Here is a 20,504-nt window from a genome sequence, read left to right on the forward strand (position 1 = left end):
GCCGCCCCTGTGGGTGCCGCTCCATGCGGCCCGGGACGAGCCGGATGCCGCTCCTGCGCTGGCGCTGGCCGGCGAAGCGTGCGCACTTGAGCCTATCTCGCCTTGCCTCCTTTTCAAGTGAGGCAAGGCGCGAGCGCTGCTTTCAGCGAGCGTCCTCGGGGCTCAGGGTTTCACCGCGTAGCGCCCATCCAGCCGGCTGTAGCCCATGCCCACGCCCTTGTGCACCTTCAGTTGCACCGGGATGCGCTCCTTCAGGGCTTCGACGTGACTGATCACACCGATGCTCTTGCCGCTGGCGTTGAGGCTGTCCAGTGCGTCGAGCGCCACTTCCAGGGTTTCGCCGTCGAGGGTGCCGAAGCCTTCGTCGAGGAACAGCGAGTCGATGCTGGTCTTGTGGCTGACCAGGTCGGACAGCGCCAAGGCCAGCGCCAGGCTGACCAGGAAGCTCTCGCCCCCGGAAAGGGTGCGGCAATCGCGGGCGACATCGCCCTGCCAGGTGTCGATGACTTCCAGCTCCAGCTCACCGTCGCTGCGCCGTGCCAGTTGGTAGCGGCCGTGCAGGCGCTGCAATTGGCGGTTGGCCAGGTGCACCAGGTGATCGAGGGTGAGGCCCTGGGCGAAACGCCGGTACTTGGCACCGTCGGCCGAGCCGATCAGGCCGTTGAGGCGCTGCCAGAGGTCGTTGACCGCCTCCTGTGCCTGGATTTCCGCGAACAGCGCCTGTTGGCTGGCACGCCGCGCGTCGTCGCTCTGCAACTGCGCGCGCAGCTCGCCCTGGCGCTGGCCGAGGGCGCGCAACTGCGCGGCCAGGGCCTGCCCCTGCGCGTCCAGTTCGGCCAGTTCCAGCGTTGTCGCCGGGGCCGCGTTCAGCGCCTGCACGGCTTGCTCGGCGGCGGCGCGCAGGGCCACGGCTTCAGTCAGCGCGGTGTCCAGCTGCGCCTTGAGCTGGCCGAGGCGCTGGCGTTCCGCCTCATCGAGCAGGGCGCCGCGGAACGCCGCCAGGTCGGCGAAGGGGCTGTCGCGCAGGGCCTGCTGCCAGGCGCCCTCGCGTTCGGCGAGTTGCTCGCGCCGTTGTTGCAGCAGTTCGCCTTGGCGCTGCGCTTGTCCGTGCAAGGCATGCTCGCGGGTCTGCGCCGCGGCCAGTTCGGCCTCGGCGGCGCTCAGGCGTTCCTGCGCATCGTCGCAGGGCGGCAGCTCGGCCAGCGCGTCCGCGCCAGTGGCCTGCCAGCGCGCCTGCCATTGCGCGGCCAGGGCGGCGGCGTCCTGCCAGGCCCGTTGCGCGTCGCGTTCGCTGACCTGCAACTGCTGGTCGCGCTGCTGGGCCTGCTGCCAGTGCCGCCATTCACGCTCGCGTTCGGCCAGCCAGGCGACGCCATCTTCGGGCAAGGCGCTGGCGAAGCCGGCGAGGCTGGCAAGCAGGGCCGCCGCCTGTTCGTCCTGCGCCTGCTGCACCTGCGTCAGGCGCTGCTGTTGTTCGCTGTGCCGTTGCTGCGCGTTGTCGCGGTCGCGTTGCAGCAATGCCAGTTGTTGTTGCGCGGCGGCCGTGGCTTTCTCCTGCGCCTCGCGGGCCTGGCTGGCGCCGTGCAACGCGGCCTTGCCGGCGTCGATGGCGGCCAGGGCGCCGTGCAGTTCGGCCAGGGCCTGTTCGTGGCGCTGGATGGCCACGGCCAGGCCGGCGCCATCGCCGATGGCCAGGTCCTGCTCGGCCACTTGCCGTTGCCAGTCCTCGGCCAACTGGCGCTGTTGCGCCTGGGCCTCGTCCAGTTGCCGCTGGGTCGCCTGGGCCTGGGCATCGAGCGCGGCCAGTTCGTCGCGCAGGGCCACGCCGTCGCTCTCCAGGCGAGCCAGGGCGGCGCGCGCGGCGTTCAGCGCCTGCTGGGTTTCCGAGACATCCAGTGCCTGGTAGGCGGCAATCGCCGGGTGCTCGTGGGAGCCGCACAGCGGACAGGCCTCGCCCGCTCGCAGGTGCGCGCGGTAGGCCTCCAGGGCCTGGATGCGCTGTTCCTGTTCGAGCAGTTTTTCCTTGTCGCTGACCTGCTGCTTGAGCGCCTTGTAGCGCTCGCGCAGCCCGCCGATCTCGCTGTCTTTCTGTGCCTTGCCGTGGATCAGCTCGGCCACCTGCGGTTGCAGACGGGCGACCTGGGCGGCGGCCTGCTCGCGTGCGCGCGCCAGTTGCTCCAGGCGGTCGAAGACGCGCCCTTGCTGTTGCAGGGCCTGCCAGCGCTGGCGCAGTTCGGCTTCGCTGGCGCCGCCGCAGAGGGCTTGCAAGGCCGCCTGCTGGCGGGCCTCGTTCTGCCCCGCGGCGTCGAGCCGGGCCTGTTCTTCGCCGACACGCTGGTGTTGCGCGGCCAGTTGAGCGTCCAGCGCGGCGATCTGCGCGGCCAGTTGCCCGGCCTGTGCCTGCGCCGCCGTGCGTTCCGCGCCGAGTTGGCGCTGCCGCGCGAACTGTGCCTGCCAGCCGCCGAGTAGTTCGCCCAGGCGCGCGTGCTGGGGATTGGCCGCCAGTTGCGCCTGGAGCTGCCGGCGTTGTTCGGCCAGTTCGCTGGCCGCGCGCTGCCGCTGGCTGGCGAGCTGCGCGCTGAGGCGGCTGGCATGCCACAGGCCGCGGCTGACCTGCGCGGCGCTGTCGCCTTGTTGCCGGTGGATATCGTCCAGCGCACGCTGCTCCTGCTGCAGGCCGTGCAGTGCGTCCTGCCAGGCGTCGTGCAGCGGTTGCAGGCGGGTCGCCGGCTCGCTGGCGGCCAGCCGCTGCAACTGCGCCGCGGCCGCGTCCAGCGCCTGGCGCGCGGCACTTTCGCGGGCACCGGCCTGCTGCCGCTGCTGCTCGGCGCGGACCAGGTCTTCGCGCCAGCGCCGCTGCACGTTCAAGGCCTGCTGGCGCTCGCCCAGCGGCGCCTCCTCGGCGAGCAGGCGCGCGGCCTCGGCCTGCAGCTCGGCGCGTTGTTCGGCGCTGAGCAGCTCGACGCCATCGGCGCGCGCGCGCAACTGGTCGAGGGCGGCCTTGGCATCGCGGCTGCGCTCGAACACCCGCTGCGAGATCAGGCCGTAGATTTCCGTGCCGGTCAGCTCCTCCAGCAGCTCGGCGCGCTGGTTGGCGCTGGCTTCGAGGAAGGCGGCGAAACCGCCCTGGGCGAGCAGCATGGACTTGGTGAAGCGCTCGAAGTCGAGGCCGGTGAGCTGCTCGGTCTGGCGCAGCTTGTCGTTGATCTTGTCGGTGAGGATTGCGCCCTCGCCGCCGGCGCTGTCGATGCGCGCCAGCTCGACCTTGGGCGCCTGCAGCGCGCCGTCGAGCTTGTCGCGGGCGCGGCGCTGGCTCCAGAAGGCGCGGTAGCGGCGGCCCTTCACCTCGAACTCGACTTCGGCCAGGCAATCGGCGGTGTGCCGGGTCATGAGTTCGTTGCCGCTCTGCGACAGCGTGCTCATGCGTGGCGTGCGGTGGTAGAGGGCCAGGCAGATGGCGTCGAGCAGGGTGGTCTTGCCGGCGCCGGTGGGCCCGGTGATGGCGAACAGGCCGTTGTCGCGGAACGGTTCGGCGCTGAAGTCGATCTTCCATTCGCCCTTCAGCGAGTTGAGGTTCTTCAGGCGCAGGCTGAGGATTCGCATCAGGCCTCTCCTTCGCGCAGTTCGGCGAGCACGTCGCGGTACAGCCCGCTGAGGGACTGGCGCAGCGCCGGTTCGAGGGTTTCCGCGTCGAGGCGCTGGGCGAAGACGTCTTCGGCGGAGAGTTCGTCGAGGGTTTCGCGGGCCTCGCTGAACAGCCCGGCCTGGACGTTGCCGCGCTCGCGGCGGGTACGCAGCACTTCCACCGGCAGGTCCGCGCAGAGCGCCTCGATGCGCACCTGCAGATCGCTCAGGTAGTCGTCGGCGCGAACCAGGACTTCGACCCACACCGGCCGTTCGGGCGTACCCAGGCGCGCCGCCTCGGCCAGTTGCGCGGGCAGGCTTTGCAGGTCGCCGGCGATGGATTGCAGGGCCTGGAAACACGGCACCGGCAAGGCCGTCACCGCGCGCAGACCGTTGTCGTCGAGATCGACCAGCAGCACTTCCTTGGCCTGCCGCGCTTCGTCGAAGCTCAGCGCGATCGGCGAGCCGCAGTAACGGATGTGCTCCAGCCCGCCGACCTTCTGCGGCCTGTGGATATGTCCGAGGGCGATGTAGTCGGCCGCCGGGAAGGCGCTGGTGGGAAAGGCTTCCAGGCTGCCGACGTAGATTTCCCGCACCGACTCGCTGGCGCTGGCGCCGACCGTGGTCAGGTGCCCGCTGGCGACGATCGGCAGGCGCCGGCCAAGCGTTTCGCGGCGCGCCTGGGCGTGGGCGAACAGCGCCTGGTAGTGCGCCTGGATGGCCTGTTGCAGGGCCAGTTGCTTGTCCTGGGCGCTCTGCCCGGCCTGGCTGGCCAGCAGGTCGCGCGGGCGCAGGAAGGGAATCGCGCAGAGCAGCGCGCCGGGCTCGCCATCGCGGCGCGGCAGTGACAGCAGCTGCGCGTCGAGGTCGGTGCTGGCGGCGGCCACCACCTGGGTGCCGAGGCAGGCCAGCAAGTCCTTGGACTCTTCCAGCACCGCCACCGAGTCGTGGTTGCCGGCCAGCACCACCAGGCTCGCGCCGGTAGCGCGCAGGTCGACGATGAAGCGGTTGTACTGCTCGCGGGCATAACTCGGCGGCGCGCCGGTATCGAACAGGTCGCCGGCGATGATCACCGCGTCCACCGCCTGCTCGCGCACCTGCCCCACCAGCCAGCGGCAGAAGGCCTGGTGCTCGGCCTCGCGGCTCTTGCCCATGAAGTGCTGGCCGAGGTGCCAGTCGGAGGTGTGGAGAATGCGCATGCGGTCGGTGCCCGGAGCCTGGAAGCAAAGGCGTCGATGATACCCGCTTCCGCGCGCCGACGAGGCACGCCGCGGCGCCGCCGGTTAGCGCCCGGCCAGGCGGCACGCGCGGCCAAGCTCGGGTAAACTGGCGGCTTTGCGCCCTGCCGCGGCGCCCCACCCTTTCCCACGCCAGAGTCCGAGATGCCGATTCGTCACGCCATCGTTCACCTGATCGACAAGAAGCCCGACGGCAACCCCGCCACGCTGCATGCGCGCGAGGCCGAGCTGGGCGATTCCCAGGCCATCGAAAACCTCATGGCCGACCTCAACGAGAGCTACAACGCCAAGCCGAACAAGGCCTGGGGGCTGTTCCAGGATGAGTCCGGCGCCTACCCGTTCAGCGGTTGGCTGAGCGAATACCTGGATGGCGGCAAGGATTTCGTCGCTTTCAGCCGCCAGGCCGTGGAGCACCTGAAGAACCTGATGGAAGAGTCCAACCTCTCCACCGGCGGCCATGTGCTGTTCTGCCACTACCAGCAAGGCATGACCGACTACCTGGCCGTGGCCCTGCTGCACCACAGCGAGGGCGTGGCGGTGACCGAGGCGCTGGAAGTGACGCCGTCGCGCCACCTCGACCTCGGCCAGTTGCACATGGCGGCGCGCATCAATATCTCCGAGTGGCGCAACAACAAGACCTCGAAGCAGTACATCTCCTTCATCAAGGGCAAGGGCGGCAAGAAGGTCTCGGATTACTTCCGCGATTTCGTCGGCTGCCAGGAAGGCGTCGATGCGCCGAGCGAAACCCGCACCCTGCTCAAGGCCTTCAGCGACTTCGTCGAAAGCGAGGACCTTCCGGAAGAGAAAGCGCGGGAGAAGACCGACACCCTGGTCGACTACGCCACCAGCCAGGCGCGCATCGGCGAGCCGATGGCCCTGGACGCGCTCTCCGAGCTGATGGACGAGCAGCAACCGCGCGCCTTCTACGACTACATCCGCAACAAGGACTACGGCCTGGCCCCGGAAATCCCCGCGGACAAGCGCACCCTCAACCAGTTCCGCCGCTTCACCGGCCGCGCCGAGGGGCTGTCGATCAGCTTCGAGGCGCACCTGCTGGGCAGCAAGGTGGAGTACGACGAAGAGCGCGACATGCTGATCATCCGCGGCCTGCCGACCCAATTGCACGACCAGCTCAAGCGCCGCAAGTAAGTGCGGGCCCTTGCGCCGCAGGATGGGCTGGGCGCACAACGGCGGATAACCGCGCGGTTATCCGCCCTGCGCCGGCGCTTCAGCGCGCCTCGATGCGGAACCCCAGGCGCGGGAAGTGCACATGCACGACGCCGGCGCGCGGGTCTTCGCGGCGCAGGATGATCTCTTCGCTGCCGACGTGCAGCAGCTCGCCCTCCACCGCATCGACACCGTAATCGGTGGCGGCGACGGCCACGCGCTGGCCGGCGCTGAAGCCGTTGGGATCGCTGAAGGTTTCTTCCGGCAGTGCCGCCGGCTGGCTGTCACGGGCCACCCGCAGCGCTTCCTCGGCGCTCATGTCGCTGTGCGCGCCGTGGCCGAAGCCGAGCACCCGGCCGAGCCAGGCCGACAGCGCCGGATAGGCGTCCACCAGCGGCGCGGTGACCGGCGTGCCACGCACGAACCACAGGCAGTGGGCCAGGGCGAAGTCAGCCAGCGACGGCTCGCCGAAGAGGAAGTCGCCCTCCTCGCGCGCCAGTTGCTGCTCGACCCGAGCCATGAACACCGGCCACTGCTGGCGGGCGATCTCCGCCGGCAGTCGGCTGGCGCTGCCGCCGCTGAACAGCTGGCTACGGTCGGCGACGAAGGACTTGACGAATTCCGGCGGCAGCTTGCCGAAGCGCACGGCGATGGATTCCGGCTGGAACACCAGGCTCACCGCGTGCTGGAAGATCACCGAATCGGCCCACTGGGCGAAGGCGGCGACAGTGAATTCCTGCCCTTCGGGGAACAGCGCCGGGGTGGCCTTTTCCTGCTCCAGGCGACGGGCGATCAGCGCGGTGTCGCAATAGACGTCGGCGCCGACCTGCAGCACCGGGGTCTTGCGGTAGCCGCCGGTGAGGGCGACCAGGTCGGGCTTGGGCATGATCGGCGGGATCTGCACCGAACGCCAGGACAGCTGTTTGAAGCCCAGCAGCAGACGCGCCTTCTCGGCGAAGGGGGAAGTCGGGTAGTGGTGCAGGATCAACTCGGACATGCGCGGGCTCCGTTGAATGGCGAGAGGGCCCTCAAGCTTACCCTTGCCGTCAGCCGCGTCCTACCCACTCAGGCGGATGACGCCTCATCCATGGCACTGATCGGCACGCTCACGGCGGCGCCTGCCAGCACCAGGCGCTCCTTGGCCGGCTTGCCCAGCGCCTTGATCGCCCGCTCACGGCGCAACGCATCGCCCTTGCCGGCACAGGCTTCGATATACACCAGCGCCTGGGCCGGGCTGGAGTGGAAGAAGCGCGCGCCGCGCCCGCTGCGATGCGCCTCGAAGCGCCGCTGCGGGTCGTCGCTGATGCCGCAGTAGAGCGCACCGTTCTCGGCGCGCACCAGGTAGACGAACCAGGGCCGGGGTTGCGCCGTGCTCATGACCAGACCCGTTGCTGCATGCGTTCGCAGTAGGCGACCAGCCGTTCGTATTCGCGCGCCATGTGGTTCAAGGGCGTTTCCAGGGTGGAGAGGATCAGGTTGGCGAGTATCCCATAGGCCGCCGCGTCGGCGCTGCAGGGCTGCGCACCGCCGAAGAAGGGCACGTCGCCGAGCAGGCCGTCGAGGGCTTCGAGGTCGCGCTGGGCGAATTCCAGCAGTTCGTCGCGGCTGTGCGCCATCAGCCCGACGCCGGCCAGCTGGCCACGGATCTTGCGCCGCACCAGGGCGCCCAGCAGCGGCCGCAGCGGCGCCGGGATGCCGCGCAGGAGCACCGGCGCGACCTGCTTCCAGCCAGGCCCGTCGATCCAGCGGAAGTACACCAGCAAGGGCGCCAGGTGCTGGTCGCAGAGGCGCGTGATGGCCACCGCCCAGCCACGCCCGCGGGCGTCCAGGCCGGCGTCGAGATCGAGGGCGTAGCGGCGCTGCAACGCCTGGATGATGACTTCGCTGTCAGCGATGACTTCGCCATCGACCTTGATGAACGGCAGCTTGCCCTTGGGCCCCTTGCGCGGGTCCATGACGTGCTGCACGTGGTACTCCAGGCCGGCCAGACGCAGGAAGGTCTCCAGCTTCAGGCAGAAGGGGCTGATATTGGGGACGTTGAAGGCGGGCGGGAACTGGAACAGGGTGATCATGGCAGTCTTCCTGACGGAGTCGCCTGTCATTTAAGCCCATGGCGCCGACCACGGCGAGCCTTAAGCGCCGCGTATCAGACGCATCCGATAGCAATCGACCGATGGTTCTCATGCGCGCTCCGCGCCAGCGGCCAAGGCTCGGCCCGTGCCTGGAGGGCCGCCAGCCCGTTCAGCGCCTGGCGCCGGCTCCGGCGCTCAGACCAGCCACTCGGCGACGGTGCGCCACAGGCAGATACCGATGAAATAGGCCGAGGAGGCGAACCACAGGCCCAGCAGCCAGGGCACGTCGCTTGGATGGTGGAGGATCAGCAGGGCGCTGCTGAGCATCCAGGCGAAGGTCACGGCGATGTTCAGCGCCATGTACTGACGCACGCGGAAGGGATGCAGGAACTTCATCCGCGTCAGGGTCAGCGCGGCCAGCGCCAGCACGGTGATCAGGCAGACCCAGGCGCCCGGTTCGAGGACGAAGAAATACACCGCCACCACGTTCCACGCCGCCGGGAAGCCGACGAAGTAGTTGTCCTGGCTCTTCATGTTGACGTTGCAGAAGCAGAACAACGACGACACCAGGATGACCCCGACGGTGAGCAGCTCGGTGTGCGCCGGCAGCGGCACGTAGCGATAGATGAAGATCGCCGGGATGAAGACGTAGGTGAGGTAGTCGATCACCAGGTCGAGGGTGGAGCCGTCGAAGTGCGGCAACACCACCTTGACGTCGAACTTGCGCGCCAGGGTGCCATCCAGCCCGTCCACCAGCAGCGCCACGCCGAGCCACAGCAGGCAGGCCTGCGGGCGGCTGTCGACCAGGGCCAGCAAGGCCAGCAGGGCCAGGATCACACCGCTGGCGGTCACCGCGTGGGCGCTCCAGGCCTTGGCTTTGCTGATGTTCAGCGGGGAAAGGGTCAGGCTCACAGGCATATCTCTTCAGTCGGACGGCGAATCGAGCTACTTCAACGTATAGCCCATCCATGGGACTCCACGGTACGAACCCCGACAGATCGGGACAAGGATCCGACGACCGAGTTCAGCCCGTGGGCGGGCGCCGATACGCCGGGTGGAGCGGGCGCGGCGGGGCGAAGGGGCAGGATACGCCGAAGCGCCGGGGGGATGGCAAATCCCGGGATGAGCGTGGCGCCGCGAAAGTCGCCGACGAACGCGCGGCGCCCTGCCCGTTCCGGGACCGGGCGCCGGAGCGCGCGACTCAGTGCAGGATCTGGCTGAGGAACAGCTTGGTGCGGTCGGACTGCGGGTTGTCGAAGAACTGGTCCGGCGCCGCCTGTTCGACGATTTCGCCCTTGTCCATGAAGATCACCCGGTTCGCCACGGTGCGCGCGAAGCCCATCTCGTGGGTCACGCAGAGCATGGTCATGCCGCTCTGCGCCAGGCCGATCATGGTGTCGAGCACTTCCTTGACCATTTCCGGGTCGAGCGCCGAGGTGGGTTCGTCGAACAGCATGATCTTCGGCTTCATGCACAGCGCGCGGGCGATGGCCACGCGCTGCTGCTGGCCGCCGGAGAGCTGGCCCGGGTACTTGTTGGCCTGCTCCGGGATGCGCACCCGCTCCAGGTAGTGCATGGCGACTTCCTCGGCCTGGCGCTTGGGCATCTTGCGCACCCACATGGGCGCCAGGGTGCAGTTCTGCAGCACGGTGAGGTGCGGGAACAGGTTGAAGTGCTGGAACACCATGCCCACCTCGCTGCGGATCGCCTCGATCTGCTTGAGGTCGTTGGTCAGCTCGGTGCCATCGACGATGATGCTACCCTGCTGGTGCTCCTCCAGGCGGTTGATGCAGCGGATGGTGGTGGACTTGCCGGAGCCGGACGGCCCGCAGAGGACGATGCGCTCGCCCTGCTGCACGGTCAGGTTGATGTCCTTGAGGACGTGGAACTGGCCGTACCACTTGTTCACCCCCTTCATCTCGATCATCACGTGATCGCCGATGGCCGGAACGCTCTTCTTGCTGGCTTCAGACATGATGACGAACTCCTAACGACGCTTGTGGCCAGTGTCCAGCTTGCGCTCCAGGTACTGGGAGTAGCGGGACATGCTGAAACAGAAAATCCAGTAGACCAGCGCGGCGAACACATAGCCCTCGGTGGACATGCCCAGCCAGGCCGGGTCCGCGGTGGCGCGCTTGATGCTGTTGAGGAAGTCGAACAGGCCGATGATGATCACCAGGCTGGTGTCCTTGAACAGCGCGATGAAGGTGTTGACGATGCCGGGGATCACCAGCTTCAGCGCCTGCGGCAGGATCACCAGGCCCATGGTCCGCCAGTAGCCCAGGCCCATGGCCGCGGCCGCTTCGTACTGGCCCTTGGGAATGGCCTGCATGCCGCCGCGCACCACCTCGGCGATGTAGGCGGCCTCGAACAGCACCACCATCACCATGGCCCGCAGCAGCTTGTCCAGGTTCAGCCCTTCGGGGAGGAACAGCGGCAGCATCACCGAGGACATGAACAGCACGGTGATCAGCGGCACGCCGCGCCAGAACTCGATGGTGGTGACGCTCAGCACCTTGATCGCCGGCAGCCTGGAGCGCCGCCCCAGCGCCAGCAATATGCCGATCGGCAAGGCCCCGGCGATGCCGACGGCGGCGATCACCACGGTCAGCATCAGGCCGCCCCACTGGCTGGTGGCTACCGTCTCCAGGCCGAGGAAGCCGCCGTGCAGCAGCCAGAAGCTCACCAGCGGCAGGGCCAGCAGGTAGGCCAGGGCGTATTTCAGCTTCTGCGGGAACTTGCGGATGAATATCGGCGCCGCGCCGACGATCACCAGCAGGACGTTGAGGTCCACGCGCCAACGCAGTTCCTCCGGGTAGAAACCGTACATGAACTGGCCGAAACGGGTGCCGATGAACACCCAGCAGGCCCCGGCCCACGTGCAATCGGCGCGGCTGGCGCCGCTCCAGTTGGCCTTGATCACCGCCCACTCCAGCAGCGGCGGGACGATCAGCCAGACGACGTAGAGCCCGACCAGGGTCAGCAGGCTGTTGAACCAGTTGGAGAACAGGTTGGCGCGCAGCCAGCCGACCAGGCCCACGCTCAACGCGGGCGGCGGCAGATCGGGCTTGAAGGTGTGGGTTGCCATGTCAGCCTCCTATCGCTCGATCAGCGCGATGCGCTTGTTGTACCAGTTCATCAGCAGCGAGATGGAAATGCTGATGGCCAGGTACACGCTCATGGTGATGGCCATGGTCTCGATGGCCTGGCCGGTCTGGTTGAGCACCGTGCCGGCGAACAGCGAGACCATGTCCGGGTAGCCGATGCCGGCGGCCAGCGAGGAGTTCTTCGCCAGGTTCAGGTATTGGCTGGTCAGCGGCGGCACTATCACCCGCAGCGCCTGCGGGATGATCACCAGGCGCAGGGTCTGCCCGGGGCGCAGGCCGAGGGAGCCGGCCGCCTCGGTCTGGCCGTGACTGACCGCCTGGATGCCGGCGCGCACGGTCTCGCCGATGAAGGCGGCGGTGTAGATGGACAGCGCCAGGACGATCGACACCAGTTCCGGGATCACCACCCAACCGCCACGGAAGTTGAAGCCCTGCAGCACCGGCACTTCCCAGTGCAGCGGCGTCCCCGCCAGCAGTATGGTCAGCGCCGGCAGCAGGATCAGCGTGGCGAAGCCGCAGAGGAACACCGGGAAGGTCTTGCCGGTGGCGTAGAAGCGCACCTTGGCCCAGCGCCAGAGCACGGCCCAGGCCACCAGCGCGAGAAGGATGGCGATGAGGAATGCCGGCAGGTCGTCGGTGGCGATCGGCGCCGGCATCTGCATGCCGCGGTTGTTGAAGAACAGCAGATCGCCGACGCTGATGCTTTGCCGCGGCCCGGGCAACTGGGCGAGCACGGCGAAGTACCAGAAGAAGATCTGCAGCAGCGGCGGGATGTTGCGGAAGGTCTCGATGTACACCGTGGCGATCTTGCGGACCAGCCAGTTCGGCGACAGTCGCGCGACCCCGAGGAGGAAGCCGATGACCGTGGCGAAGACGATGCCGATCACCGTCACCAGCAGGGTATTGAGCAGGCCGACGAAGAACACCCGGCCATAGGTGTCCGACTCGCTGTAGTCGATCAGGTGCTGGGAAATGCCGAAGCCGGCGCTGTTCTTGAGGAAGCCGAAGCCGGACTGGATACCCCGGTGGGCCAGGTTGGCCTGGGTGTTATCGAAGAGGAACCAGCCGAACGCCAGCACCGCGACGACCGCGACGATCTGGAAAGCCCAGGCGCGCACCTGCGGATCGTTGAGCGACAATCCCTTCGGGCGCCGGGCTTTGACGGAATTTTGCATGGAAGCCCTCTCGGAAGGCTCCCGCCCGCCACGGGACCACGCCCATGCCGCGCCGGGAGGCTTCGCGTCGTTCGAAACAGGGGCCGGCGCCCCGACTCCGGGCGCCGGCGCGAGGGATCAACGCACCGGCGGTGCGTACTGCAGACCACCCTTGTTCCACAGGGCATTGAGGCCGCGCTTGATCTTCAGATCGCTGCCCTCGCCAACGTTGCGCTCGAAGACTTCACCGTAGTTGCCAACCTCCTTGATGATTTTCACCGCCCAGTCCTTCGGCAGCTTCAGGTCCTTGCCATAGTCCCCTTCGGCGCCCAGCAGGCGGTTGACGTCGGGGTTCTTCGAGTTCTTCGCCATGTCCTCGACGTTCTTCGAGTCGATGCCCATTTCCTCGGCATTGAGCATGGCGAACAGGGTCCAGCGAACGATGTCGAACCACTCCTCGTCACCCTGGCGCACGGCCGGGCCGAGCGGCTCCTTGGAGATCACTTCCGGCAACACCACGTAGTCGTCCGGCTTGCCCAGCTTGATGCGCTGCGCATAGAGCTGCGACTGGTCGGAGGTGAGCACGTCGCAACGCCCGGACTCCAGCGACTTGGCGCTCTCGTCGGAGGTGTCGTAGGTGATCGGGGTGTACTTGAGGTTGTTCGAGCGGAAGTAATCCGACAGGTTGAGTTCGGTGGTGGTGCCGGCCTGGATGCACACGGTGGCGCCGTCGAGCTGCTTGGCGCTGCTCACGCCGAGCTTCTTGTTCACCAGGAAGCCCTGACCGTCGTAGTAGGTCACGCCGGTGAAGTCGAGGCCCATGGCACTGTCGCGCGAGCTGGTCCAGGTGGTGTTGCGCGAGAGCACGTCGATCTCGCCGGACTGCAGGGCGGTGAAGCGTTCCTTGGCGGTCAGCGGGGTGAACTTGACCTTGTTGGCGTCACCGAAGACCGCGGCGGCGATGCCCCGGCAAACGTCGACGTCGATGCCCTTGTACTGGCCCTTGGCGTCGGTGTAGGAGAAGCCCGGCAGACCATCGCTGATACCGCACTGCACGTAGCCTTTCTTCTGCACCGCATCCAGGGTCGCGCCCGCCTCGGCGAAGCCGCTGATGCCCAGCACGCCCAGGGCAGTCAGCATGGCCAGAGTGGATTTCACCATCTTCATCGATCACCTCCAATAGCTCTTGTAGTGGTTGGAGTCCCGGCCCACCCGCCCTCGTGAGGCGGCCGCACGGCTACCCTCGCCGCGCATCGAAGTGGAAACCTCAGGTGAGTCTAGTCGGCTCTGCGAATGCGTACCGCTCGGCGCCAACCCTCTCGCCACGCCCGCGGATCGCGCGGGCTGGACGCCTATCGGGGGCCCGCGCGCAGGCGCCGGCCAGTGCAACCGGCCGCCGCGTTCCCGCCGCCGGCACTGGTTTCCGGATGGGGGTCGGATAGAGTGTGGCGCCAGCGGGAACGGCGCGGCCTGGTGGCGGAGACAGCAAGCGCCATACCAGAATGCGTCGCCGTGCCGGTTTCCCTGCTCGTCAAGCCATGCCGCGCGGGCCAGGTGAGCGCCTTTTCGCAACCTTGTCCTCAGACTGTTCATTCACAGCGCTCCCTGGCGGAGCGCCCGCCCCATCCTGGAGCCCTCGATGACCCAGCCCTTGCTACTCGAACCCACCCAGCCCGCCGATTCGTGCGTCATTTGGTTGCACGGCCTGGGCGCCGACCGTTACGACTTCGAGCCGGTGGCGCGCCTGCTGCAACGCCTGTTGCCGGCCACCCGCTTCATCCTGCCGCAGGCGCCGACCCGCCCGGTGACGGTGTTCAACGGCATGCCGGTGCCGAGCTGGTACGACATCAAGGCCATGGCGCCGGCGCGGGCCATCGACGAAGACCAACTGGAGGCCTCGGCGGACGGCGTGAGCGCGCTGATCGAAAGCCAGCTGGCGGCCGGTATCGCTGCCCGGCGCATCATCCTGGCCGGCTTCTCCCAGGGCGGCGCGGTGGTGCTGCACAGCGCCTACCTGCATTGGCCGGGCGAACTGGGCGGGGTGATGGCACTGTCCACCTATGGGCCGACATTCAGCGCCGGCATAGCGCTGCCGGAAAGCAAAAAGCAGCTGCCGGCCCTGTGTTTGCATGGTACCTACGACGACGTGGTGGCGTTCGACATGGGCCGCGCCGCGTACGATTTCCTCCATGCCCAGGGTGTGGACGCGCAATGGCGCGACTACCCCATGGCGCACGAAGTGAGCAACGAGGAAATCGGCGACATCGGCGCCTGGCTCCGCGAACGCTTGTGAGCATCCCCCAACAAGCGAGAAGCCATGAGCATTGCCAGTCTGCGTGATATCGAAGCCCTGGAATCCGTTCCGCTGGAGCAGCGCGACCTGCCCGCCAGCACCTACGAGTTGCTGCGCCGCTCGGCGGCGCGCCACGCCGGGCACAGCGCCCTGCACTTCCTGCTGCAGGGCCGCGCCGACGAAGAGCCGGTGCGCATCAGCTACGCCGAGCTGTTCGCCCGCGTCACCCAGGCTGCCAATGCCTTTCACCGCCTGGGCGTGCGCCCGGGCACGGCGGTGTCCTTCCTGCTGCCCAACCTGCCGCAGACCCACTATGTGATCTGGGGCGGCGAAGCCGCGGGGATCGTCAACGCGATCAACCCGCTGCTCGACCCGCAACACATCGCCGAGCTGGTGCGCGCCGCCGATTCGCGGGTGCTGGTGACCCTGGCGCCCTTCCCCGGCAGCGACCTCTGGGACAAGGTCGCCGCCCTGCGCGACGAATTGCCGGAGCTGAGCGCGATCCTCTGCGTCGACCTGGCCAACTACCTGCCCGAGCCACAGCGCGCCGCGCTCAAGGCACAGCGCGGCCCGCTGCCGGCAGGCGTGCTGGACTTCGACGAGGCGCTCGCCGCCTGCCCGGACGACCACCTGGAGAGCGGCCGGGTGATCCACGGCGACGAGGTCGCCTCCTATTTCCATACCGGCGGCACCACCGGCACGCCCAAGCTGGCGCCGCACAGCCATGCCAACGAAGTGGCCATGGCCGAGATCATGGGCCTGAACGCCGATTACGCGCCGGACGACGTGCTGCTTTGCGGCCTGCCGCTGTTCCACGTCAACGGCGTCATGGTCACCGGCCTGGCGCCCTTCCATCGCGGCGCCCAGGTGCTCTTGCCGGGGCCGCAGGGCTACCGCAACCCGACGCTGATCGAACACTTCTGGAAACTGGTCGAGCGCTACCGGGTCAGCAGCTTCAGCGGCGTGCCCACTATTTATGCTGCGCTGCTGCAGGTGCCCAGCGACGGCCACGACCTCTCCAGCCTGCGCTTCGCCCTCTGCGGCGCGGCGCCCATGCCGGTGGAGCTGATCCGCCAGTTCGAGGCACGCACCGGACTGAAGATCATCGAGGGCTACGGCCTCACCGAAGGCACCTGCGGCACCAGTTGCAACCCGCGCGGCGGCGAGCGGCGGCCGGGCTCCATCGGCCTGCGCCTGCCCTACTGCCAGGTCAAGGTGGCGCTCCTCGACGGCGACGGCCGCTACCTGCGCGACGCCGCGGTGGACGAGATCGGCAACCTCTGCCTGAAAGGCCCGACGGTGTTCAAGGGCTACCTGCAGAGCGACAAGAACAAAGGCATCTGGGTCGACGGCGAGTGGTTCAACACCGGCGACCTCGGGCGCATCGACGCGGACGGCTACATCTGGCTCACCGGACGCAGCAAGGACCTGATCATCCGCGGCGGCCACAACATCGACCCACAGATGATCGAAGAAGCCCTGCACCGCCACCCGGCGGTGGCCATGGCCGCCGCGGTGGGCAAGCCGGATGCCCACGCCGGCGAACTGCCGGTCGCCTATATCCAGCTCAAGCCGGGCGCCGAGGTCAGCGTCGCCGACCTGCTGGAACATGCCGCGCGGCATGTGCCCGAACGCGCGGCGGTGCCCAAGGACATCTGGCTGCTCGACGCCCTGCCAGTGACGGCGGTGGGCAAGACCTTCAAGCCGGCGCTGCGCATGGACGCGATCCGCCGGGTGTTCGAGGAGGAAACCCGCACGCTGCAACCACGCCCGCGCATCGAGGTGGTCAGCGACGAACGCCACGGGCAGAAGGCGCAGTTGTTCGTCGGTGCCCTGGACGCCGCCACGCGCGCCGCGCTGGCGTCCCGCCTGGGTGCCTTCGCGGTGCACTTCGAACTGCTCGAAGGGTGATCGACGCGGCGGGCCGACCGCTGGTCGGTCCGCCGCGGGTAGCGAATTGCCAGCCCGCGAAAGTCAATAATACTGAGACTCCGTCTGTACGAAATGGACTACGGAGAGTCATCGTGCACAGCCTTGATTTCCATCGAAAGCCGTCGTTCTCATGAAAGCGGTGCAATGGCAGCAGGACATCCAGCAACTGCGCCAGTTGCGCCTGTTCCAGAATGTCACCGCCACGGCACTGCAACGCTTGCTGAAGGGATTCCGCGCCTGCGAGCTGGAATGCGGCGAAGTGCTGCTCTCGCCATTCAACCGCAATCACTACCTTTATCTGGTCCTACAGGGCCAGTTGAAGGTGTACCTGGGCTCCCTCGACAACTCGCCGGTATCGACCCTCGACGTTGGCGACTGTGCCGGTGAAATCAGCTTCATCGACCACGAGTACCCATCCGCCTATGTGGTGGCGACCCAGCCGAGCACGCTGCTGCGCCTGCACCGCGAGTCCCTGCTGAGGCTGTTCGAGCAATCGCCGCCAGTCATGCAGAACCTGCTGGAAGTGCTCTGCGAGCGCGTCCGCCAGGGCAACCGGATCATCCTCAACACCGAGCAGAACGCCAACATCGATACCCTCACCGGGTTGTTCAACCGCCGCTGGCTGGAGCACATCTTCGACCGCGAGAGCACCCGCTGCGCCTTCAGCGAGCAACCGCTGTCCATGCTCATGCTGGATGTCGACCACTTCAAGGAATACAACGATCGCCACGGCCACCTGGCCGGCGACTACGCCCTCTGCCTGGTCGCGCATACCCTGCGCAACCAGTTGCGGCCCAAGGACAGCATGGCGCGCTTCGGTGGCGAGGAATTCGTCATCCTGCTGCCGGAAGTGTCCAGCGACGAAGCCCGGCAGATCGGCGAACGCCTGCGCCTGAGCCTGGCGCAGATCGACTCCTTCTATTCGCCGCTCGGCGTGCTGCCCGGCGTCACCGTGTCCCTGGGCCTGGCGCAGATGGCCAGCCAGGAAAGCCTGCCGAACCTGCTGCAACGCGCCGACAGCGCCCTCTATAAGGCCAAACAGCGCGGCCGCAACCGCCTCTGCGAGTGAGCGAGCGCGCCTCGGCGCGCCCTGCGCGGGGCTTTTCCGGGCGGTGGCGAGCATAGATTTCGCCTGGCTGGCAACTTGCTTTACACTGACGGCCGTTCATTCCTTAATCACTACGAGATCACCGTGCTCAAAGCACTCAAGAAAATCTTCGGCAAGGCCGACGCCCAGCAGCCCGCGGCCACTCCGGCCACCCCCGCGCCCTCCTCCGCCGCGCCTGTCGCCAGCGACGAGCAGCGCCCGCGCAAACCGCGCACTCCCCGCCCCGAAGGCGGCAATACCGAAAAAGCCCCGCGCCCGCCCAAGGCTGAAAAGCCGCGCGCCGAGCAACAGGACAAGAGCGAACGCGCCGACAAGCCGCGCGAGAAGACCGCCAGCGACAAGCCGCGCCGCGAACGCAAGCCCAAGGCGCCGGTGGTGGACACCTGGAAACTGGAAGACTTCGCCGTCGAACCGCAGGAAGGCAAGACCCGCTTCCACGACTTCAAGCTCGACCCGCGGCTGATGCACGCCATCCACGACCTCGGCTTCCCCTACTGCACGCCGATCCAGGCGCAGGTGCTCGGCTACACCCTCAAGGGCCAGGACGCCATCGGCCGCGCCCAGACCGGCACCGGCAAGACCGCCGCCTTCCTCATCTCGATCATCACCCAGCTGCTGCAGACCCCGCCGCCGAAAGAGCGCTACATGGGCGAGCCGCGCGCGCTAATCATCGCACCGACCCGCGAGCTGGTGGTGCAGATCGCCAAGGACGCCGTGGCCCTGGCCAAGTACACCGGGCTGAACGTCATGAGCTTCGTCGGCGGCATGGACTTCGACAAACAGCTCAAGGGCCTGGAAGCGCGCTACTGCGACATCCTGGTCGCCACCCCCGGCCGCCTGCTGGACTTCAACCAGCGCGGCGAGGTGCACCTGGACATGGTCGAGGTGATGGTCCTCGACGAAGCCGACCGCATGCTCGACATGGGCTTCATCCCGCAAGTGCGGCAGATCATCCGGCAGACCCCGTACAAGGGCGAGCGCCAGACCCTGCTGTTCTCCGCGACCTTCACCGACGACGTGATGAACCTCGCCAAGCAGTGGACCGTCGACCCGGCGATCGTCGAGATCGAGCCGGAGAACGTCGCCAGCGATACCGTCGAACAGCACGTCTACGCCGTCGCCGGCAGCGACAAGTACAAGCTGCTGTACAACCTGATCGCACAGAACGACTGGACCCGCGTGATGGTCTTCGCCAACCGCAAGGACGAAGTGCGGCGCATCGAAGAACGCCTGACCAAGGACGGCATCAGTGCCGCGCAGATGTCCGGCGACGTGCCGCAGCACAAGCGCATCAAGGTCCTGGAAGGTTTCCGCGAGGGCAAGATCCGCGTCCTGGTCGCCACCGACGTCGCCGGCCGCGGCATCCACGTCGACGCCATCAGCCACGTGATCAACTTCACCCTGCCGGAAGATCCGGACGACTACGTGCACCGCATCGGCCGTACCGGCCGCGCCGGCAGCACCGGCACCTCGATCAGCTTCGCCGGCGAGGACGACGCCTTCGCCCTGCCGCCGATCGAAGAACTGCTCGGGCGCAAGATCAACTGCGAAATGCCGCCCACCGAGCTGCTCAAGCCGGTGCCGCGCAAGCACTGATCCGCCCATCCGGGTGAACGAAAAGGCGAAGCCGCAGGGCTTCGCCTTTTTTCGTTGCGGCACGACGAGCGGCGTACACTGGCCGCACGCCAAGCCGGGAAAGGAGCCCGCCGCATGTCCATCCGCATCGAAACCGAGGATCTCGCCCGCGCCGTCAGTGCCGGCGTGCTTCAGCCAGGCCAGGACCAGCGCCTGCTGGAATTCCTTCGCCAGCAACCGGAAACCCGCGCCAGCTTCCAGCTGGCCCATGTTGCCTACTACTTCGGCGCCGTGCTGATCATCGCGGCCATGGGCTGGCTGCTCAACGAGGCCTGGATGGGCATCGGCGACGTCGCCCTGCTGCTGGTCGCGGGCCTCTACATGGCCCTCTTCACCCTGGCCGGGCGCAATCTCTGGCAGCGCGGCCTGCCGATTCCCGGTGGCTTGCTCGGCGCGGTGGCGGTCAGCCTGACGCCCCTGCTGGTCTTCGCCGGCGAACGGCTCATCGGCCTCTGGCCCTTCGACGACAGCCAGGGCGACTACCACAGCTACTACCTCTGGGTGCAGAGCGGCTGGCTGGCGATGGAAGTGGCGACCCTGCTGGTCGGCCTGGCGATGCTGCGCCTGCTGCCCTTCCCCTTCATCGTCATGCCGATGGCGATCGCCCTGTGGTTCATGTCCATGGACCTCAGCGAGGCGCTCTATGGCAGCGCCTTCAGCTGGGAAGAGCGGCGCTGGGTATCGCTGTGGTTCGGCCTGCTGGTGATCCTCGCCAGCCTCTGGGTCGATGGGCGCACCCGCCGCGACTATGCGTTCTGGGGCTACCTGGCCGGGCTCGCGGCCTTCTGGGGCGGCCTGAGCCTGATGGACAGCGGCAGCGAATGGGGCAAGGCCGCCTACGGGCTGATCAACCTCGGCCTGATGGGCCTCGCCGTGCTGTTGCGGCGGCCGCTGTTCATGGTCTTCGGCGCCCTCGGCGTGGCCGGCTACCTCGGCTACCTGTCCTACGAGGTATTCCGCGACTCGCTGCTGTTCCCGGTGCTGCTGACCCTGGTCGGCCTGCTGCTGATCGCCCTGGGCATCGCCTACCAGAAGCACCGCGACAGCCTCACCGCGAGCCTGCGCGCGCGCCTACCGGAAAGCCTGCAGGCATTCCTCCCGGCGCTGCGCCGCTGACGCCGACGGCGCTTGCTGGAAAATACTTAAAAGTCCAGAATGGAAAAATTATTCCATC

Annotated in this window: 16 protein-coding genes; 6 read left to right on the forward strand and 10 right to left on the reverse strand. The window is 67.7% G+C overall.

Features of this window, described 5'->3' with window-relative positions; all coding sequences use genetic code 11:
• Positions 1-162: 162 nt before the first annotated feature.
• Positions 163-3,603, reverse strand: coding sequence for an AAA family ATPase (locus BLQ74_RS05285; protein ID WP_090261491.1), 3,441 nt, complete (start codon positions 3,601-3,603; stop codon positions 163-165).
• The gene (gene sbcD / locus BLQ74_RS05290; protein WP_090261492.1) at positions 3,603-4,823 is read right to left on the reverse strand and encodes an exonuclease subunit SbcD; all 1,221 of its coding nucleotides are present in this window, start codon (positions 4,821-4,823) and stop codon (positions 3,603-3,605) included. Before sbcD ends, BLQ74_RS05285 begins: the two co-directional genes overlap by 1 nt.
• A gap of 183 nt (positions 4,824-5,006) precedes the next feature.
• Between sbcD and yejK the strand changes: the two genes are divergently transcribed.
• A complete protein-coding gene (yejK, locus tag BLQ74_RS05295) occupies positions 5,007-6,011 on the forward strand; it encodes a nucleoid-associated protein YejK (protein ID WP_090261493.1) in 1,005 nt (334 codons plus the stop codon).
• Between the two features lie 79 nt (positions 6,012-6,090).
• Here the strand turns inward: yejK and BLQ74_RS05300 are convergent, their stop codons facing one another.
• The 8 genes from BLQ74_RS05300 to BLQ74_RS05335 form a co-directional block, all read right to left on the reverse strand.
• Positions 6,091-7,026 (reverse strand): glutathione S-transferase family protein, encoded by a 936-nt coding sequence (locus BLQ74_RS05300; RefSeq protein ID WP_090261494.1) that lies wholly within the window; start codon positions 7,024-7,026, stop codon positions 6,091-6,093.
• Positions 7,027-7,094: 68 nt separating this feature from the next.
• Positions 7,095-7,406: a GIY-YIG nuclease family protein gene (locus BLQ74_RS05305; RefSeq protein WP_090261495.1), complete on the reverse strand. Its 312-nt coding sequence runs from the start codon at positions 7,404-7,406 to the stop codon at positions 7,095-7,097.
• On the reverse strand, positions 7,403-8,101 hold the full coding sequence (locus tag BLQ74_RS05310; RefSeq protein WP_090261496.1) for a glutathione S-transferase C-terminal domain-containing protein: 699 nt from the start codon (positions 8,099-8,101) through the stop codon (positions 7,403-7,405). The genes BLQ74_RS05305 and BLQ74_RS05310 overlap by 4 nt, the downstream gene beginning before the upstream one ends.
• Positions 8,102-8,296: 195 nt before the next feature.
• Complete coding sequence (gene pcsA, locus BLQ74_RS05315; protein WP_090261497.1) at positions 8,297-9,019, reverse strand: phosphatidylcholine synthase; 723 nt, start codon at positions 9,017-9,019, stop codon at positions 8,297-8,299.
• A gap of 283 nt (positions 9,020-9,302) precedes the next feature.
• Positions 9,303-10,076 carry an amino acid ABC transporter ATP-binding protein gene (locus BLQ74_RS05320; RefSeq protein WP_090261498.1) on the reverse strand — a complete coding sequence of 258 codons (774 nt, stop codon included), beginning with the start codon at positions 10,074-10,076 and terminating at the stop codon, positions 9,303-9,305.
• A gap of 12 nt (positions 10,077-10,088) precedes the next feature.
• Positions 10,089-11,189 (reverse strand): amino acid ABC transporter permease, encoded by a 1,101-nt coding sequence (locus tag BLQ74_RS05325; RefSeq protein WP_090261499.1) that lies wholly within the window; start codon positions 11,187-11,189, stop codon positions 10,089-10,091.
• Positions 11,190-11,198: 9 nt separating this feature from the next.
• The gene (locus tag BLQ74_RS05330) at positions 11,199-12,383 is read right to left on the reverse strand and encodes an amino acid ABC transporter permease (RefSeq protein WP_090261500.1); all 1,185 of its coding nucleotides are present in this window, start codon (positions 12,381-12,383) and stop codon (positions 11,199-11,201) included.
• A gap of 117 nt (positions 12,384-12,500) precedes the next feature.
• Positions 12,501-13,529, reverse strand: a complete 1,029-nt coding sequence (locus tag BLQ74_RS05335) for an amino acid ABC transporter substrate-binding protein (RefSeq protein ID WP_090261501.1) — start codon at positions 13,527-13,529, stop codon at positions 12,501-12,503.
• A 472-nt stretch (positions 13,530-14,001) separates the two neighbouring features.
• On the opposite strand from BLQ74_RS05335, the gene BLQ74_RS05340 reads away from it, so the two are divergent.
• The 5 genes from BLQ74_RS05340 to BLQ74_RS05360 all read left to right on the forward strand — a co-directional run bounded on the left by BLQ74_RS05340 (position 14,002) and on the right by BLQ74_RS05360 (position 20,446).
• The gene (locus BLQ74_RS05340) at positions 14,002-14,655 is read left to right on the forward strand and encodes an alpha/beta hydrolase (protein ID WP_090261502.1); all 654 of its coding nucleotides are present in this window, start codon (positions 14,002-14,004) and stop codon (positions 14,653-14,655) included.
• 24 nt (positions 14,656-14,679) lie between these two features.
• A complete protein-coding gene (locus BLQ74_RS05345; RefSeq protein ID WP_090261503.1) occupies positions 14,680-16,566 on the forward strand; it encodes an acyl-CoA synthetase in 1,887 nt (628 codons plus the stop codon).
• Between the two features lie 151 nt (positions 16,567-16,717).
• Positions 16,718-17,656 carry a GGDEF domain-containing protein gene (locus tag BLQ74_RS05350; protein WP_090261504.1) on the forward strand — a complete coding sequence of 313 codons (939 nt, stop codon included), beginning with the start codon at positions 16,718-16,720 and terminating at the stop codon, positions 17,654-17,656.
• Between the two features lie 123 nt (positions 17,657-17,779).
• Positions 17,780-19,291 carry an ATP-dependent RNA helicase RhlB gene (rhlB, locus tag BLQ74_RS05355; RefSeq protein WP_090261505.1) on the forward strand — a complete coding sequence of 504 codons (1,512 nt, stop codon included), beginning with the start codon at positions 17,780-17,782 and terminating at the stop codon, positions 19,289-19,291.
• 114 nt (positions 19,292-19,405) lie between these two features.
• Entirely contained in the window at positions 19,406-20,446 is a 1,041-nt protein-coding gene (locus tag BLQ74_RS05360) for a DUF2157 domain-containing protein (RefSeq protein ID WP_090261506.1), read from the forward strand.
• Positions 20,447-20,504: the final 58 nt, after the last annotated feature.

This window comes from Pseudomonas panipatensis (assembly GCF_900099785.1).
GTDB classification, from domain to species: Bacteria; Pseudomonadota; Gammaproteobacteria; order Pseudomonadales; family Pseudomonadaceae; genus Pseudomonas; species Pseudomonas panipatensis.